The 16,475-nt window shown below is 59.9% G+C and carries 16 protein-coding genes; 12 read left to right on the top strand and 4 right to left on the bottom strand.

Annotated elements, in window-relative coordinates; translation table 11 throughout:
* Positions 1 to 200 precede the first annotated feature (200 nt).
* Positions 201 to 1,304 carry a DUF475 domain-containing protein gene (locus BLJAPNOD_RS31310; RefSeq protein ID WP_077499127.1) on the bottom strand — a complete coding sequence of 368 codons (1,104 nt, stop codon included), beginning with the start codon at positions 1,302 to 1,304 and terminating at the stop codon, positions 201 to 203.
* Positions 1,305 to 1,752: 448 nt separating this feature from the next.
* Between BLJAPNOD_RS31310 and BLJAPNOD_RS31305 the strand changes: the two genes are divergently transcribed.
* From BLJAPNOD_RS31305 to BLJAPNOD_RS31295, 3 genes are all read left to right on the top strand, one after another.
* Positions 1,753 to 2,661, top strand: coding sequence for a DMT family transporter (locus BLJAPNOD_RS31305; RefSeq protein WP_077499129.1), 909 nt, complete (start codon positions 1,753 to 1,755; stop codon positions 2,659 to 2,661).
* A gap of 90 nt (positions 2,662 to 2,751) precedes the next feature.
* The gene (locus BLJAPNOD_RS31300; RefSeq protein WP_077499131.1) at positions 2,752 to 3,147 is read left to right on the top strand and encodes a VOC family protein; all 396 of its coding nucleotides are present in this window, start codon (positions 2,752 to 2,754) and stop codon (positions 3,145 to 3,147) included.
* Positions 3,148 to 3,276: 129 nt separating this feature from the next.
* Positions 3,277 to 4,053: an ABC transporter substrate-binding protein gene (locus tag BLJAPNOD_RS31295; protein ID WP_077499133.1), complete on the top strand. Its 777-nt coding sequence runs from the start codon at positions 3,277 to 3,279 to the stop codon at positions 4,051 to 4,053.
* 41 nt (positions 4,054 to 4,094) lie between these two features.
* Here BLJAPNOD_RS31295 and BLJAPNOD_RS31290 read toward each other — a convergent pair whose 3' ends face one another.
* On the bottom strand, positions 4,095 to 4,553 hold the full coding sequence (locus BLJAPNOD_RS31290; protein WP_115422649.1) for a GNAT family N-acetyltransferase: 459 nt from the start codon (positions 4,551 to 4,553) through the stop codon (positions 4,095 to 4,097).
* A 1,246-nt stretch (positions 4,554 to 5,799) separates the two neighbouring features.
* On the opposite strand from BLJAPNOD_RS31290, the gene BLJAPNOD_RS31280 reads away from it, so the two are divergent.
* The gene (locus tag BLJAPNOD_RS31280) at positions 5,800 to 6,552 is read left to right on the top strand and encodes a hypothetical protein (protein ID WP_115422647.1); all 753 of its coding nucleotides are present in this window, start codon (positions 5,800 to 5,802) and stop codon (positions 6,550 to 6,552) included.
* Positions 6,539 to 7,423, top strand: coding sequence for a DapH/DapD/GlmU-related protein (locus BLJAPNOD_RS31275; RefSeq protein ID WP_115422646.1), 885 nt, complete (start codon positions 6,539 to 6,541; stop codon positions 7,421 to 7,423). The genes BLJAPNOD_RS31280 and BLJAPNOD_RS31275 overlap by 14 nt, the downstream gene beginning before the upstream one ends.
* A gap of 130 nt (positions 7,424 to 7,553) precedes the next feature.
* On the opposite strand, the gene BLJAPNOD_RS31270 is transcribed toward BLJAPNOD_RS31275, so the two are convergent.
* Entirely contained in the window at positions 7,554 to 8,066 is a 513-nt protein-coding gene (locus BLJAPNOD_RS31270; RefSeq protein WP_244611160.1) for an acyltransferase, read from the bottom strand.
* 157 nt (positions 8,067 to 8,223) lie between these two features.
* Between BLJAPNOD_RS31270 and BLJAPNOD_RS31265 the strand changes: the two genes are divergently transcribed.
* The 7 genes from BLJAPNOD_RS31265 (at position 8,224) to BLJAPNOD_RS31235 (ending at position 15,530) form a co-directional block, all read left to right on the top strand.
* Positions 8,224 to 9,264 (top strand): Gfo/Idh/MocA family oxidoreductase, encoded by a 1,041-nt coding sequence (locus BLJAPNOD_RS31265; protein ID WP_115422644.1) that lies wholly within the window; start codon positions 8,224 to 8,226, stop codon positions 9,262 to 9,264.
* A gap of 40 nt (positions 9,265 to 9,304) precedes the next feature.
* Positions 9,305 to 10,282 carry an NAD-dependent epimerase/dehydratase family protein gene (locus tag BLJAPNOD_RS31260; protein ID WP_199566077.1) on the top strand — a complete coding sequence of 326 codons (978 nt, stop codon included), beginning with the start codon at positions 9,305 to 9,307 and terminating at the stop codon, positions 10,280 to 10,282.
* Positions 10,279 to 11,427, top strand: coding sequence for a DegT/DnrJ/EryC1/StrS family aminotransferase (locus BLJAPNOD_RS31255; RefSeq protein ID WP_115422642.1), 1,149 nt, complete (start codon positions 10,279 to 10,281; stop codon positions 11,425 to 11,427). The genes BLJAPNOD_RS31260 and BLJAPNOD_RS31255 overlap by 4 nt, the downstream gene beginning before the upstream one ends.
* Positions 11,427 to 11,918, top strand: a complete 492-nt coding sequence (locus BLJAPNOD_RS31250) for an acyltransferase (protein WP_077499142.1) — start codon at positions 11,427 to 11,429, stop codon at positions 11,916 to 11,918. The genes BLJAPNOD_RS31255 and BLJAPNOD_RS31250 overlap by 1 nt, the downstream gene beginning before the upstream one ends.
* Positions 11,915 to 13,030 (top strand): DegT/DnrJ/EryC1/StrS family aminotransferase, encoded by a 1,116-nt coding sequence (locus tag BLJAPNOD_RS31245; protein WP_115422641.1) that lies wholly within the window; start codon positions 11,915 to 11,917, stop codon positions 13,028 to 13,030. Before BLJAPNOD_RS31250 ends, BLJAPNOD_RS31245 begins: the two co-directional genes overlap by 4 nt.
* A gap of 3 nt (positions 13,031 to 13,033) precedes the next feature.
* A complete protein-coding gene (locus BLJAPNOD_RS31240; protein ID WP_115422640.1) occupies positions 13,034 to 14,665 on the top strand; it encodes a glycosyltransferase in 1,632 nt (543 codons plus the stop codon).
* A gap of 115 nt (positions 14,666 to 14,780) precedes the next feature.
* Positions 14,781 to 15,530 carry an SDR family oxidoreductase gene (locus BLJAPNOD_RS31235; RefSeq protein WP_115422639.1) on the top strand — a complete coding sequence of 250 codons (750 nt, stop codon included), beginning with the start codon at positions 14,781 to 14,783 and terminating at the stop codon, positions 15,528 to 15,530.
* Here the strand turns inward: BLJAPNOD_RS31235 and BLJAPNOD_RS31230 are convergent.
* Positions 15,521 to 16,417 (bottom strand): LysR substrate-binding domain-containing protein, encoded by an 897-nt coding sequence (locus BLJAPNOD_RS31230; RefSeq protein ID WP_115422638.1) that lies wholly within the window; start codon positions 16,415 to 16,417, stop codon positions 15,521 to 15,523. The two genes, BLJAPNOD_RS31235 and BLJAPNOD_RS31230, sit on opposite strands and share 10 nt — an antisense overlap.
* Positions 16,418 to 16,475: the final 58 nt, after the last annotated feature.

The following is a 16,475-nucleotide window of genomic DNA, read 5'->3' as shown; positions in this document are numbered from 1 at the left end:
CGTCGGCCGGCACCCGGTGGGCGCCCGCTCGGTATACCTCTTCCAAGACCCGCGTCAGATCACTTGAAATCATCAAACGGTTATCTCCGGATAGCGACTGTTTGGCAATCTCAGCAAGTGCGGTTGCGGTAGCGCAAAGCAAAGGGCCCCGGCGCGCTTTGCACCGGGGCCCTTTTTGAGAGCGCTAGTGTCGAAGCAGCTTACGCCTCGACGCGCGCCTGACCATGGCTGACTTCGCCGTTGAGCTCGGCCTGACGCTCCCGCTTGTTGTAGCGGATCGACGACCATAGCGAGATACCGATCAGGGCAGCGCCGCCAAGGCCGGTGATCACTTCGGGGATGTGCACCAGCGTCTGGAAGTACATCACCACCGAGAGGATCAGGATCGCGTAGAACGCGCCGTGCTCCAGGTAGCGGTACTCGCTGAGTGTACCCTTCTCCACCAGCATGATCGTCATCGAGCGCACGTACATCGCGCCGATGCCAAGGCCGATGGCGATGACGAAGAGGTTCTGCGTCAGGGCGAAGGCGCCGATGACGCCGTCGAACGAGAAGCTCGCATCAAGAACTTCGAGGTAAAGGAAGGCACCGAAGCCGCCCTTTGCCGCCGCGTCCAGCGTCTGCTGCGACGCGTCGAGCAGTCCGCCGATCACCTCGACGGCGAGGAAGGTCAGCAGGCCGTAAATGCCCGAATAGACGAAGGTGTGCGCCTCGGCGGGATCGAGCAGCCTGGAGAAGCCAAGGATGAGCGCGAGCACGAAGGCAATTTCGATGCCCTTGATCGTGGCGAAGCGCGCCATCTTGCTTTCGACCCAGGCGATCCAGTGCACATCCTTCTCATGGTCGAAGAAGTAGGTGAGGCCGACCATCATCAGGAAGGTGCCGCCGAAGGCTGCGATTGGCAGATGCGCATCGTTCATGATGCGGGCATATTCCTCAGGCTTGGTCGCTGCCAGCATGATCGCGTCGATCGGGCCGATGCTTGCCGCGATAACGACGATGAGCAGCGGGAAGACGATGCGCATGCCGAAGACGGCGATGATGATGCCCCAGGTCAGGAAGCGGTGCTGCCATTCCGGGGTCATGTCCTTCAGCTTGTTTGCATTGACGATCGCATTGTCGAATGACAACGAGATTTCGAGAACCGCCAACACGGTGCAGATGAAAAAGACGGTCGCCATGCCGCCGATTGTACCGGTCGACTGCCAGCCGAGCCAGGCGCCGAGCACCAGGCCGACCACGGTGACGATGAAGGCCCACTTGAAATAGCCGAGCGAGCTTGCGTGCGTGTGAGGCTGCGTCATCGACGGGCCTCCTTCGAGCGCACGACGCCCGGTTCGGAGAAGAAGTGGGGTTTGGAAACGAAAACACGCACGGCCGAAAGGGCACATGCGTTAGGCATGAGATCAGTTTTCATGGTAGCTAATCCGCCGGCTCATTTGCTGGCGGTACCGACATCACGAGAGCGCCGTAAAAACTCTCGCCAGAGGGGCCCGGCACCAGTGTTCATCCCGCGGTCCGATGTCTGGACGGCGAGATTGTCTCTTAACTAGCAGCGCCGCACGTTACGTCAAGAGGCAACGCTGTCTCTGCCGTGCCGATCTGGCACTCCCCGATCGAAATCCCGATAGCAGATCGCGGCGGCTCGGCCCGTAATCATTCGCAAAACTTATGGTCCCATACGCAGAGCGCGATGGATCGGCGCGCTGGAATGTGCAAAAGGCACGGGGAACACGTTTGAAAGCCACTCCCATGACCATCATAGCCACCTCCGCCACCGCGCCGAACGCCGCTCGGACGGGTGTCATCATCATGCTTCTCGGCATGCTGATGTTTTCGCTCAACGACGTCATGGGCAAATGGCTGGTGGCAACCTATTCCGTCAGCCAGTTGATGGTCATCCGCAGCATCGCAGCATTGCTCGTACTTTCGCCGTTCATCCTCAAGCGCGGCCTGCGCTCTATGTTGCAGGTCGAGCGGCCGTGGCTCCAGGCGCTGCGCTCGCTGCTTTTTGCCGTGGACGCATCGGCCTTCTATTTCGCCGTCGCCTACATGCCGCTTGCCGACACGATGACCTATTGGCTGGCAGCGCCGATCTACGTTGCCGCCGCCTCGCCGTTCCTGCTCGGTGAGAAGGTTGGCTGGAGGCGCTGGACGGCGATCCTCATCGGCTTTGCCGGCGTCGTCATTGCGCTCGAGCCGTCGAAGGACACGTTCAGCCTGCCGGCGCTGATTGCCCTTGTCGGCAGTGCGGCATTTGCATTCGCGCTGATGCTTGGCCGCACCTTGCGCTCGACCCCCGATACGACGCTGGTCTTCTGGCAGGTGATCGGTGCGCTTGTCTTTTCGCTCGTCGGCGTTGCCGCCAACCCGGCCGGATGGGCTCCCGTTGACGGCGAGGCCATCCTTCAGCTTGGCATGCTTGGCATCGTTGCGATGCTCGCGCACATCCTGGTCAACCGCGCTCTGAAGCTTGCCGATGCGGCCACAGTGGTGCCGCTGCAATACACGCTGCTGCTCTGGGCCGTCGTCTTCGGCTGGTTCTTCTTCGGCGATATGCCGCGCCCGACCGTCATCATCGGTGCCGGATTGATCGTTGCCTCGGGCCTCTTTATCTTCTTCCGCGAGCAGCAGTTGAAGAGGCAGAGCCGAAACATCTAGCCGGCGGACGATCGGAAAATCTTAGGAAGGGTTCCAACCTCCTTCGTACTCTGATACCTCGTCGCCGTCTCAACGCTGAAGGGGGCTCACTTGGCCAAGGCAATCCATTCGATGATCCGGGTGCTCGACGAACAGAAGTCGCTCGACTTCTACAGAGTGGCATTCGGGCTTTCCATTGCCGAACGGCTCGACTTCGATACCTTCACCCTGGTCTATCTCAGCAACGAAGACAGCGAATTCGAGCTCGAGTTGACAATCAACAAGGATCGCACTGAGCCCTATCAGCTCGGCGACGGCTACGGCCACCTCGCCTTGTCGGTGAGCGATCTCGACGACGAACACAAGCGGATGACCGAGGCTGGCCTTGGCCCCAACAAGATCGTCGAGTTCAATCGCGACGGTGCGCTTCTGGCGCGGTTCTTCTTCATCACCGATCCTGATGGCTACAAGATCGAAGTGCTGCAGCGCCACGGACGCTACAAGTGATCGCGTGACAGCGATCACGATCAATCGAAACAATACCGATTATCGCGCCTATCTATTTCGCTTATAGCCAGAGCGGACGTAGTGTTCTCCGGAAGCATCAAGAAAGATGCGCCAACAAGGGGAACGACGATGAAAAAACAGATTGCAGCGATCGTGCTGGCTGTTATGGCAACGGCAAGTTCGGCGAGTGCGGCCGACAAGATCAAGATCGGCACAGAAGGCGCCTATCCACCTTTCAACTTCATCGATTCGGCCGGCAAGATCGGCGGCTTCGACGTCGACATCGGGCTGGCCCTTTGCGAACGCATGAAAGCGGAGTGCGAGGTTGTCGCGCAGGATTGGGACGGCATCATCCCCGGTCTTCTCGCCAAGAAATACGACCTCATCATCGCCTCGATGTTCATCACCGAGGATCGCAAGAAGCAGGTCGCCTTCACCAATCCCTACTATCTCGCGGCGATGACGCATGTTGCGCCAAAGGGCGCTGGGATCACCACGTTCACCAACGAGGCCCTCAAAGGCAAGGTGATCGGCGCGCAGTCGGGCACCACGCAGGCCGACTTCATCGCCGCTGCCTACCCGGACGCGGACATCAAGCTCTACCCGACGCAAGACGAAGCCAATCTCGATATGGTCAACGGTCGCCTCGATCTTCAGGTCGGCGACATGCTGCCGCTTCTGGATTGGGTGACGAAGAACGACGACGGCAAGGCCTGCTGCGAAATCATCGGCGAGCCGATCACTGACAAGAAGTTCGTCGGCGACGGCGTCGGCATCGCCGTGCGCCAGGACGATAACGCGCTGCGCGAAAAGCTCAACAAGGCGCTCGACGAAATTCGCGCAGACGGCACCTACAAGAAGATCAACGACAAGTACTTCACGGTCGACGTCTACACGATGAAATAACTCAGACCCGCTGCGACCGGCCGCCGTCACGGCGGCCGGCGCTAACCTTTGGGACGCCAGATCAACAGGCAAAACTCGTCATCGTCCTGTTTCGCCGCCTCGACAAAGTCGCACCTTTGGAAACAGGCAAGGCTTGCGACATTGTCGATCTCGATGTGGGCATGAAGCTCGGCGAAGCCGCTGCCCAGCCCGCGCAAGAAGGCGAGCAGGATCCGTTTGCCGTAGCCGTTTCTCCGCAAATCCGGCCGCACAGCCAATTCGATATGGCCGACGCCGTCTTCATCGCGGTCGACATGGATTTCGGCAAGCGTTGCTCCTCCGGGGGGAGCCGCAATCAAGCACTGCGCGTTGTCGCTCCCTGTTACATGCGCGAACCAATCGTTGCTCGGGTACGAAAGGAAGCGGGCGATTTCAGCGTCGGCGAACCGGGAGCGATAGGCTTCAAGGTCCCCATTCGTAGAACGCCGAAACGCAATCTCTGACGTCGATATAGCCGTCATCTTGCTGCCTGCCGCTCCCTTTTTCGCCTTGAAAATGGCCGTGCCCCTTCGGAGCGCGGCCGGTTATGCCATCAATCAGCCCGCGCTTGCCGCTGGCGCGCAACAAGCGACTGAAACTGCGGATCATCGATCAACGATGCCACGGCCCAGTAGCCTTCAAGCCAGTCGGCTTCGCTTTCCCAACCGCCCTCCACCAGTTGCCTGATATTGTCGAGTGCGCGGCCACGTTCCCCGATCGGCGCCCAGGCACCGGCAGCATGGAAGCGATACCAGGTGATATGGTTGCTGGCGCTTTCAAGATGAAGCGCCCAGTCCTTGCAGGTTGCAGGGTCGAGATCACCGACGTTTTCCGCCGGCAGGTTTTGCCGCTATAGGCGAAGTGCCGATCGTTCTCGACCAGACCGATGGCCTTTGCGATCGCAATCGAGCCCCTGTTGGAAGCGTGCGAATGCCATTCGATGCCGACAATGCCTCTATCAATACATTCGGACAAACTTGCCGCGGCCGCGGACTTCGCCAAGCCAAGACGCCGAAGACCGGGTTCGACAATGCGTTTAGAATCGGCTGAGCGACCGAATAGGCCTTTGGCTCGAGTTTGTACATGAGAATGCAATCCCGTAGCGGCAGCGATCGTGTGCGCTGCCGACAGTTGAGAGAGTGAGGACGACAGCGTCGTTCCTTTTTGACCCCGCTTCTGATCGCCGGAACTCGGCGTTGGAAACAAACATCTTGTTACCTCTCTCTTCCCAGGCACCCGCAAAAGGACGCGATTTCAACTGACGCGAATAGGCACCATGGTGGGCAAACACAAGCAGCATCGCAAGGCTTGCACTCGCTTCCAGCGCGCGATGCCTCGGCGCTACGAACATTTCCGCTCACTCGCGGAACGCCGACATCGGTTAGTCAGCGATCGTCAAGAATAAGTGCGGTTTGACCTGTAAACGACGAGCCAAAGCTCGAACACGCTCGGCCGGAAACAACACACACAACGCCGACGGATTCATTCCTGTGCAGATCGCCACCAGCCCCTCGTCGGCATGTGCAGAATCGGTGTGAATGGGCTTTCTACTGCATGTTTCATTAAATCGCGTCCGGTTTAAGGATAAAAACATGCAGCAATTCAAAGTGCTACAGCGACCTTTGCGCGTCTGACAAGGCGCGTGGCGTTGCAGGAGGCTTCGCCTTGTCGATCTGCGACTGGCGCAGTCTGCGATTGAGCCAAAGCGATGATGAGAGCGAACGATCGATGGAACAAGAGCAACCGCAGCGTTTCGTTTTAACCGGCGATGTCGATTGGGCGTCGGAGTACTGCATCGAAAGCTACGTCGATACGGCGAATGCCCATGGCATCGTCCCGACACTTTTCGTCACCCATCGCTCGCAGGCCTTGGAGCGCTTCGCCGAGAAGGGCAAGGTCGAACTCGGCATACATCCGAACTTCCTCGCGGGAACGACACACGGCAAAACGATCGACGAGATTTTCGATCATGTGTTGGCTCTCGTACCCGATGCCGTCGCCCTTCGCTGCCATGCGTTCTTCGACAACAGCCACGTGGCAATGGCAGCTTCGCGCCGCGGTATCCGCCTCGACAGCAACATCTGCTGCCACCTGCAGGAGAACATCCCCGTTCTCAGGCACTGGAACGGCGTCGACCGATTGCCGGTTTTCTTCGAGGAAGACGTTCATTGGCTGCTCGGGCTGGACTGGGACTTTGCCGCCCATCGGAAGGCCTTCGAGAGCTCCGGCCTGAAGATCCTGAACTTCCATCCGTTCATGTGGACGCTGAACATACCCGATAGCGACTACTATCTGCGCCACAAACAGCACATTACGACCTTGACCAAAGAACAGGCCGACGCGTTGCGGCATCCAGGCTCCGGCAGCGCATCATTCTTGGCGCAGGCGATCGAATGGGTGCAAAAGAGCGGCGGACGCTTCGTCAGCTTGTCCGAACTTCATTCCACGCTCAAGCAAGGATCGAGCCATGAAACTGTCTGAGATGCTCAATGGTGGCTCGGTATCGATCGTTCGAGACGCTGAAGTTTTTGGCTTGGCACCGCTCTCGCTGGGGCGAGAAGGTTCACTGCACTACTACTCCGACATCCGCTTCGCGCATCAACTCGCGTCTCTGACCGGACCACGCAGCATCCTGACGACGCCTGAATTTCGGGACGCGATACCCGAAGTCTACGGCCTTGCCGTCTGCGATAACCCTCGTGAGGCCTTTCTGCGCGCCTATCTGGCCCAGGGCCAGACATTTGAACTTCGAGAGCCGTTCGCGAGCAGGATCTCGCCCACCGCCAAGATTCATCCCCGCGCTTACGTCTCAGAGACCTCCGTGGTCATCGGCGACGATGTCGTTGTCGGCGCAAACGCGGTGATCCATGAGCGTGTGGAGATCGAAGACGGCGTGCGGATCGGCGCAGGAGCGGTGATAGGCGGCGACGGCTTCGAGGTCGGCACCATCGACGGCCGCCAGATCACCCTACCCCATCATGGCCGCGTGATCATACGCCGCGAGGCCGTCATCCAGAGCAACACGTGCGTCGACTGGGGCATGTACGGCTGCGACACGGAAATTGGCGCCAACACCGTGATCGACAATTTGGTGCAAGTCGCCCACAACGTCCGCATAGGCGAGGGATGCCAGATTACCGCTTGCTGCCTTCTCGCCGGCTCGACCACCATCGGGGACGGCGCTCGGATCGGACCGAACGCGACGATTTCGAATGGCCTGCGGATCGGGCGACACGCGAGGGTGACGTTGGGAGCGGTCGTCACGCGCGACGTGCCCGATGGCGGGCACGTGACCGGCAATTTCGCGGTCTCACATGAGCGCTTCGTTGAGCAACTCCGGCAGTCGCGCTGACCCGCGCATCGGCTACTTCACAACTCCTTAGATCAGATCCGATTTAAGGAGTTGTAAAGTAAATTCAAAGCGTCACAGCGTCCTTTGCGCGCCATATTGACGCGCGGCGCTGTAAACGCGTTCCGTATCGTCACTCGGTTACGACGTCTCCAGCAATGCGCGCCGGCGCTCCCCACGCTTTCTTTCCGGCGGGGATGTCGCTGTTGACGAAGGACATTGCACCGATGACAGCGCCATCGCCGATCGTCACGCCCTTGGCAATGATGGCATTCGGACCAATGTATACGCCCTGGCCGATGCGCGTCGGCGCATAATCGATCGGATCCCGGCCAAGTGTAACGCTCCTTTGAACGGTGTCGTGCGAGTAGATCTGGACACCGGCCGAGATGGAACAATGGTCGCCGATAACAAGGCCGCCGGAACCGTCGAGAATGGTGTTCGGGCCGATCCAGCTGTGTGCGCCAACCTTGACGTCACCGAGGATCAGAACATTGTCGTAACAGGATGCGCCTTCGCCGAAGCCGTATTCGCGCGCGTTCTCCCAGCGATCGGTAAGAAGATCCCCGAGAGAAACGCGCCGCTTGAACTTTTCGAGCTTCTCCTTCTGCAAGGCAACTTGCAGCACTCTTAGAGCATTGAACACCGGGCTTCCCCTCAGCAATCCGCAATTCGTGCACCCTAATTTTTCTCTGATGGAATCAACAGATGAGATTGCGCGCCTGTGAGGGTTATACCCACGTCAGGCCCAAGCAAGCTTTCCTCGCAATATGAACCTACGCGGTTGCTTGAGAGGAATCAGCATGATCAGGGTCGCATTGTGCGGGATGGGGTATTGGGGACGAAATCTTTTTCGGGTGCTATCGAGCAACCCCGGCATTGAACTCGCCGCCGTCGTCGATCTGAAACCGGACCTCGCAGAAAAACTGCGCCAGTCGCACCCGCAGATCGTGGTACACGCCGACGCTAGCGCCGTCATGGCCGATCCGACGATCGACGCCGTCGTCATCGCGACACCGGTATCGTCGCACTACGACCTGGCGCGCGCAGCCCTTGAGGCTCGCAAGCACGTCATGGTCGAGAAGCCGATGTGCGCGTCCAGCGCCGAGGCGAGCGACCTCGTAGCACGGGCCGAGGCTTACGGGCTGACCCTGATGGTCGACCACACCTTCCTGTTTCACCCGGCCGTGCTGAAGCTGGCGGATCTCGTCCACTCCGGCGCGCTCGGCCACGTTTCCTATTTCGACTCGCAGCGCATCAATCTTGGGCTCTTCCAGCCAGATGTGAATGTTCTCTGGGATCTGGCCCCGCACGATCTGTCGATCCTCGACTTCCTCTTCGGCATCGAACCTGTCGATGTCGAGGCCAGCGGGTATTGCCACGTCAATGAGGGTTCGCCTGACATCAGTTATCTGACGCTGCACTATCCCAATTCGATGGTGGCTCATCTCAATCTGAGCTGGATGTCGCCGGTAAAGCTTCGCCGGGTGGCTATCGGCGGCAGCGAACAGATGGTCGTCTGGGACGATCTTAACCGCGACGAACCGCTGAAAATCTACGATTCCGGCATCACCTTCCATTCGAAGCAGGAACGGGATCTCATCCTGCCGAATTACCGGATAGGATCCGTTTCTTCGCCCCGACTTGCAACGTCCGAGCCGCTTGTCGATGTCGTCGAGCACTTCCGGCAATCCATTACGAAACAAGTCACCTGCAAGACAGATGGGCGCCTTGGCCTTCGCGTCGTGCGGACCCTGGAGCGCGCGCAAGCCGCGCTTGATCTCAGCCTTCGTCGCGTCCGCGGGTTCATGCCCGCCTCCATCAACGCAGTAGCCGCGGAATAATCCAATGCAAAACACATCATCGTCCGAGACCGTCAACGCCCTGAAGGGCAAGCGCATCCTGGTCACTGGAGGTGCCGGCTTCGTTGGCTCGCATATCGTCGAACAGTTGATGCAGCAGGACGTCGCAAAGGTCGTCGTTATCGACAACATGGTGCGCGGTAGGCTCGCCAATCTTGCATCCGTTGCCCACCCTGATCGCCTTGACGTGATCAACGCAGACATTCGCGATCGTGACCTGCTCGACGGCTTGATCGGCAACAGCGACGTCGTTTTCCATCAGGCGGCACTGCGCATCACCCATTGCGCTGCCGAACCGCGCCATGCCTTCGAAGTGATGGGGCAATCGACATTTGATCTTATCGAATCCTGCGTAAAGCACCGCGTCGAAAAGCTCATCGCCGCTTCTTCGGCCTCGATCTACGGGCTTGCACCGGAGTTTCCGACAACCGAAGCCGCTGCGCCCTATGCCGACCGGACGCTCTACGGCGGGCTCAAGTTGCTCAACGAAAGCCTACTTCGCTCGTTCAACGACATGTTTGGCCTCAACTACTGCGCCCTACGCTATTTCAACGTCTACGGCACGCGCATGGATATCCATGGTCGCTACACCGAGGTGCTGATCCGCTGGATGGAGCGTATCGCCGCCGGGCAGGCACCGATCATCTTCGGCGACGGTCTGCAGACGATGGACTTCATCGATGTCCGCGACATTGCCCGCGCCAATATCGCAGCGGCGATCTCGCCTGCATCCGATGAGGTCTACAACGTTGCCTCGGGCGAGGAAGTGTCTCTCAAGCAACTTGCCGATGCGCTGCTGAAGACGATGGGGCGGCCGGACCTTTCGATCGAATACATGCCGGCGCGAAGCGTCAATCCGGTCGAGCGGCGCCTCGCCGATCCGACCAAGGCAAAAGAACACCTGGGTTTCGAGGCGACGATCAGCCTCGAGCAGGGGCTTTCCGATCTGGTCGTCTGGTGGCAGCAGGAACGCGCGCTCTCGATGGAGGCAGCGCAATGATCCCCTTGATGCGCCCTCTTGTCGGCCAGGCTGAAGCCGACGCCGTTGCCGCGGTCATCGCCTCCGGTTGGTTGACGCAGGGTCCGCAGGTTCTTGCCTTCGAAGGCGAATTTGCGGCGATGACCGGTGCGTCCCATGCCTGCGCCGTATCGAACTGCACGACAGCCCTGCATCTGGCGTTGCTCGCAGTTGGTGTCGGACCCGGAGACGAAGTCATCACGGTCAGCCATAGCTTCATTGCCACGGCCAACTCCATTCACATGTGTGGTGCGACGCCGGTGTTTGCCGATATCGGCCCTGATGGTTTCAACATCGATCCGAACGCAATCGCCGCTCTCATCACCCCGCGTACCAAAGCGGTCCTGTGCGTCGATCAGATCGGCATGCCCTGCGACCTTCCGGCAATATGCGAAGTTGCCCGAGCCCACGGCCTGCGGGTGGTTGAAGATGCAGCCTGCGCAAGCGGGGCGGAAATCCAGGCCAATGGCACCTGGACCAAGCTCGGCGGTACGTTCTCCGATGTCGCCTGCTTCTCGTTCCATCCGCGCAAGATCCTAACCACGGGCGAAGGCGGGATGATCACGACGAACGACCCGGAAATCGACGCACGCTGCCGGCTGCTCCGCCAGCACGGCATGAGTGTTTCGGATCTGACACGCCACAAGTCCAACCGCGTCGTGACCGAAACCTACGACGAATCCGGCTTCAACTACCGGATGACCGACATGCAGGCGGCGGTCGGGCGCGAGCAACTGAAACGACTGGACAGCATTGTGGCCGAACGTCGTGCACTGGCACGAGGCTACGCAGAGAAAATGAGCGAAATTGACGGCGTTGCCGTGCCGGCCGAACCCAGCTGGGCACGTTCAAACTGGCAGAGCTACTGTGTCGGCCTGCCTGAGGCCGCGGATCGGGACGGCGTCATGCAATCCATGCTGGACAAGGGCATCGCCACTCGCCGCGCCATCATGTCGAGCCATCTTGAAAAGCCTTGGAAAAATGCCCGGAACGGCGGATTGGAACGGTCGGAGAAGGTTAGCCGCACCCATCTCATTCTTCCGCTGTTCAACGGCATGACAGAAGACGAGCAGACGACCGTCGTCGAAGGTCTGAAGACGTCGCTTTCGGCACAAGGATTAAATTGATGCCGATCGCCGACACTGTTGTCCTGGGTGAGAACGTCATCATCTATCATCCGGATCTTGCCAATCTCTACGGCTGCACGATCGGTGATGGCACACGTATCGGCACTTTCGTCGAGATCCAATCGGACGTCGAGATCGGCGCGAACTGCAAGATCCAGTCGCATTGCTTTATTTGCTCTGGCGTCACGATCGAAGACGGCGTCTTCGTCGGGCACGGCGTAATGTTCACCAACGACCGATACCCGCGAGCAATCAATGAAGACGGCAGCCTGCAATCGGCAGCCGATTGGACATGCCTGCCGACGCGTGTTTCCAAAGGTGCCTCGATCGGCAGCAACGCAACGATCCTGCCGGATCTCGTCATCGGTCAACACGCATTGGTAGCCGCTGGTGCCGTCGTGACCCGCAGCGTGCCCGATCACGCTATCGTCGCCGGCAACCCCGCCCGCATCGTCGGTTCAACTTCTCCTTCGCAACGGACACCCGCATGAACGCGCACGCCACAGTACCTTTCGTCGATCTCTCGATCCAGTGGAACCAGATCCGTGCCGACGTCATGCCCGACGTCGAGCGGCTGTTCGAGGCAAATGCCTTTTGCCTGGGGCCATGGGCCACGGAATTCGAAAAACGCATTGCCGACTATCTGGGTGCACGACATGCCGTGGCCGTCAGCAGCGGTAGTGCAGCCCTGCACCTGGCCGTCATTGCCGCCGGAATTCGCCGCGGAGACAAGGTGCTCGTGCCTGCACACACCTTCATCGGCACGGTATGGGGTCTTCTCTACGAAGGTGCGATCCCGATCTTCTGCGATGTGGAAGCGGCTACCGGCACCATCGATCTGGCCGATGCCGAACGCCGGCTCGACGATGGCGTCAAAGCCATCATCCCGGTGCATCTCTACGGGCAGCCTGCCGATATGTCAGCGACCATGGAGTTTGCCCGTCGTCACAGCTTGACGGTCATCGAGGATGTCGCCCAGGCGATCGGCGGACGCCACGGCGGCCGCAGCCTCGGAACGATCGGCGACCTCGGTTGTTTCAGCTTCTATCCGGGTAAAAACCTCGGTGGCGCTGGCGAAGGCGGCCTTATCGTCACCAATGACGACGAGCACGCCAAGGCGCTGCGGGCACTCCGGGATCACGGCCAATCACAGCGTTACCTGCACGAACGCATTGGCTACAACTACCGTATGGATGGCATCCAGGCGCTTGTCCTTGGCCACAAGCTTGGACACCTCGACGACTGGACGGATCAACGGCGCGCTATCGCGACACGTTACAAGAGCGCTTTGGCGGCAACGTCGTTGCAACTGCCCGAGATCGTTCACGGCGACCACGTCTATCACCTTTATGTGGTGCGTACGGAACGCCGCGACGAACTGAAGGCCTATCTCGACGGACACGGCATCCAGACGGGTTTGCATTACCCAATCCCACTCCACCGGCAGCCGTGCCTGCTCGAGATCGCTGCTGGGCAGTCAAACTTCCCGGTCGCCGAAGCGTTTGCATCGCAGGGTCTGTCGCTACCGATGTTCGCCGGCATGAGTGTCGACCAGCAACAACGCGTCATTGACGCTGTTCTTGCATTTTTTGACGGAGAGTGAGCCATGACTGAGACAGCGCCGCGCCGCAAGGTCCTCTGCGTCCGACCACGACCGAACCCGGACTCCGCAGCTGTCCTGACGACGGTCATCGATGAGTGGGTGCATACGCTTGCGTTGCATTGCGACGTCAGTGTCATCGAGCAGGACTTCGACTTTGCAGAGGTCTACGCGCAACTGAAACCCGATTTCCTTATCTTCGATTCCGTCCATTGGGGGCGACCTCACCGGTTGAATATCGCGAACGCAAAAGCGCATCCTCAGGTACCGCGTGCGCTTTATCTCAATTGCGACCCGCACGACCCGATGCGGCCGCTGATCTTGCAGATGCTCGATAGCTACGGCATCGACACGATTTTCTGCCCTGGCAATGAACAAATCCAGCAGATGCCTGAACTGTCGAAGATCGCCTCGTTCATACTGCCGAAATTCATCGATCCGACGGTATTCCAGGACTATAAACTCGATAAGATCATCCCTGTCACGGTTTTCAGCGGGCATCTTTTCCCGACCTTCTACCCCTGGCGGGCACGAGTGACCGAAGAGATCCAACGCCTGTTCCCGACACTGGTCTATACGCATCCGGGCTATGACAAGAACTACCAATCCCCCTTCGAGGTTCGTGACGAGAAATACTCGAAACTGATTTCGCAAAGCTATTTCTCTATCGCCGATACCACGCGGATGGACTACGTCGTTCGCAAACATCTGGAGATTCCGGCATCCGGCGCCATCCTCGTCGCGCCGGAATCGGAGCCCTTGAAGGAATACGGTTTCGTCGATCTTGAGAATTGTGTGCTCGGCTCCGGCCGCGAGCTCTTTATCAAGATAAATGCGATCTCCCGCAGTCCCGATCTCTACTCCTATATCTGCAAGCAGGGCCACGACCTCGTCCACAGCCGCTACACGCGACAATCGTGGACGCATATGCTCGACTGGTTCGAATGCCGCCTCAGCCTGCAACCAGGCGAAGTTGTGCAGCAGCAAGGCAAATTCGGGCCGTTCGAAAACGTCCGGGCGACCACCGGTACGCCGTCGATTGCCGACGCTGTCCTCTTCGACAGCCCGATGTCCGCCGTGCTGCGGTCGGCGCGCGACGCGATCCTTTCGGGTGGTGACCTTACGGCATCCAAGGCGGCCCTCAACGACCTGACGACCTGGATCGGCCATGTTGCGGAGCCCTGGCTCCTGCTGGGTGTCATTTCGCTTCTCGAGGGTGATCTGGCACAGGCGGCAATCTGGCTCAGCCGCAGAGGCAATGCGCAGGGTCAGTCCGACCCGGAACTTGGTCGCCTCGATCCGGTCGAAATCGCCTGGCTGCTGATGCTTGCCGAACTGCTCGACGACGAGGGTCTGCGCGATCTGATGCTGGAGCGGGCGATCGACGCTCCTCATCTGAGCATACGGCGCATGCAATGGCTATGGCGCGCCGATACGGATGAATGCGACGGCGAACCGGCCGGCCTGGACGAGTTCGAACGCGGCGACTGCCTGTCGATCCACTGGCTTGGCCAGGAGGATCTGAAGACCTGGATTTCCCTCGCCGAACGCGTGCTCACCGCCAATGGCAGGGACGACAGAATTCGCTACAGTGCTATTCTCGACGGCCAGTCAAAAATCATGCTCGGGACGAGCTGAATAGGCGTTAGGCCGTCGTTATCGACGGCCCCATCGCTGCCGCGAGCCCTGTAGAGGCATGTCGCCTCTTTCCCATCCGGCCAAAATCCTGCACACAGGCGTGATGAGGCGATCAATGTTCGATCTAACGGGAAGAACCGCACTGGTTACCGGCGGCGGCCGTGGACTTGGCCTGGAGATGGCAAAGGCACTCGCCAAGGCCGGTGCGTCGGTGGCGATCAACGGCCGCGACCGGTCGGCGCTGGAGGCAGCCCGCGACCAGCTCGGGAGCGAAGGCATCACGCTCGAGGTGGCGCCGGGCGATGTCGTCACCGATGCAGCCGCGATCCTGTCCGCGGCGACACGCAGCACCGGGAGGCTTGATATTCTCATCCACGCCGTTGGCGAGCGCGACCGGCGCGGTACCGACGACATGGATGCCGCCGGCTTTGCCGCCCTCATCAACACCGATCTCACGGCCGCGTACGGAATGGCTAAGGCAGCGCTGCCCTATCTGCGACGATCAAACGCCGGGCGGCTGATCTTCGTCACCTCGATCGCTGCCTTCGCAGCTCGCGCCGGCGATCCGGCCTATACCGCGGCCAAAGGCGGGCTTGGCGCATTGACCCGATCGCTTGCGGTCGAACTCGGCTCCGATAGCCTGACGGTCAATGCCATCGCTCCAGGCTGGTTCGCAACGGAAACCAACGCGGCACTTGCGGCTGATCCGGTGGTGCAGCAATTCGTCGATTTCCGCATCCCGCTGAAGCGCTGGGGGCGGCCGGAAGAGATAGCTCCTGCTGCCGTCTTCCTTGCCTCGCCGGCCTCAAGCTTCGTCAACGGCATCACCTTGACGGTCGATGGCGGCATGACCGTTCAGATGTAGGCCGTAGCGCTTGCACTGGCGATCACGTCAGAGCGACCGTTTTTTGAAAGCCCATCGGCAAGCAAGTCCGCGAGTGTGGTCGCGGCCCGTTCCGCATTCCGTTTGAGGCGCAGGCTGAACTCGGCTTCGGGCAAGGCCGGAAGCGCCAACCTTTCAGGCGCGACCGCCACACCATCCCCGACAAAGCGCTCGGTTCTCGCCGTCATCGCGATCCCGGCACGGACCGCGGCTCGAAGCCCCGAGAGGCTCGGGCTTGTCGCCGCTATCCTGTATGGCCGACGACTAGCCTCAAGCGCGTCGATGGACGCTGAACGGAAACCGCATGGCGGATCGAGGACGGCCAGCGGCAAATGTTCATCGACGGGCATCACATTCGGCGATGCACACAGCCAGAGCATGGGCTCGCGCAACACGGCGACTTCGTCAACCGTCGCGCTCTGCCGCATGACGATCATCACGTCCACCGCACCCTGATCGTACTGGCTCACGAGTTCTTTCGAGCGGCCCACGCGCAGGTCCAGCCGCACGCGCGGATGGTTGCGCGCAAATTGCTGCAACAACGTCGGCAGCGTGCTGTCGGCAAAATCCTGAGTGCAGCCGAGCGAAACGCGGCCGTCGGTGCGCGCGCCCTTAAGGCTGAGCCAAGCGTCGCGATGCGCATCGAGGATCTTGCGTGCCTGCACAACGACATCCTCGCCGGTGGGTGTCAGCACGCGGCCGCGACCGGAAGGGGAAAGCAACGCTTCCCCGATAACGGCTTCCAGCCGCTGCATCTGGGCCGTGACCGCAGAGGGCGTGCGTCCGACCACCGTCGCCGCATGGGCAAGCGAGCCGCTTTCAGCAAAGGCCAGGAACGTGCGCAAAAGGTCAGGATCGAGCGTCTGCATAACTTCATAATATTCGAATTATAAATGCAAAACAATTCGATTTTTGTTGATCAATAAC

This window comes from Ensifer sp. M14, from assembly GCF_003355565.1.
Taxonomy (GTDB): Bacteria; Pseudomonadota; Alphaproteobacteria; order Rhizobiales; family Rhizobiaceae; genus Ensifer.
This window is presented reverse-complemented; position numbering and strand designations above follow the sequence as displayed.

Bases quoted from the DNA above. Each gene is read 5' to 3' on its own strand.
- BLJAPNOD_RS31280 (WP_115422647.1), top strand. From the start codon at position 5,800: ATGGAACAAGAGCAACCGCAGCGTTTCGTTTTAACCGGCGATGTCGAT.
- BLJAPNOD_RS31295 (WP_077499133.1), top strand. From the start codon at position 3,277: ATGAAAAAACAGATTGCAGCGATCGTGCTGGCTGTTATGGCAACGGCA.
- BLJAPNOD_RS31265 (WP_115422644.1), top strand. From the start codon at position 8,224: ATGATCAGGGTCGCATTGTGCGGGATGGGGTATTGGGGACGAAATCTT.
- BLJAPNOD_RS31305 (WP_077499129.1), top strand. From the start codon at position 1,753: ATGACCATCATAGCCACCTCCGCCACCGCGCCGAACGCCGCTCGGACG.
- BLJAPNOD_RS31245 (WP_115422641.1), top strand. From the start codon at position 11,915: ATGAACGCGCACGCCACAGTACCTTTCGTCGATCTCTCGATCCAGTGG.
- BLJAPNOD_RS31310 (WP_077499127.1), bottom strand. From the start codon at position 1,304: ATGACGCAGCCTCACACGCACGCAAGCTCGCTCGGCTATTTCAAGTGG.
- BLJAPNOD_RS31255 (WP_115422642.1), top strand. From the start codon at position 10,279: ATGATCCCCTTGATGCGCCCTCTTGTCGGCCAGGCTGAAGCCGACGCC.
- BLJAPNOD_RS31275 (WP_115422646.1), top strand. From the start codon at position 6,539: ATGAAACTGTCTGAGATGCTCAATGGTGGCTCGGTATCGATCGTTCGA.
- BLJAPNOD_RS31230 (WP_115422638.1), bottom strand. From the start codon at position 16,417: ATGCAGACGCTCGATCCTGACCTTTTGCGCACGTTCCTGGCCTTTGCT.
- BLJAPNOD_RS31235 (WP_115422639.1), top strand. From the start codon at position 14,781: ATGTTCGATCTAACGGGAAGAACCGCACTGGTTACCGGCGGCGGCCGT.
- BLJAPNOD_RS31240 (WP_115422640.1), top strand. From the start codon at position 13,034: ATGACTGAGACAGCGCCGCGCCGCAAGGTCCTCTGCGTCCGACCACGA.
- BLJAPNOD_RS31250 (WP_077499142.1), top strand. From the start codon at position 11,427: ATGCCGATCGCCGACACTGTTGTCCTGGGTGAGAACGTCATCATCTAT.
- BLJAPNOD_RS31290 (WP_115422649.1), bottom strand. From the start codon at position 4,553: ATGACGGCTATATCGACGTCAGAGATTGCGTTTCGGCGTTCTACGAAT.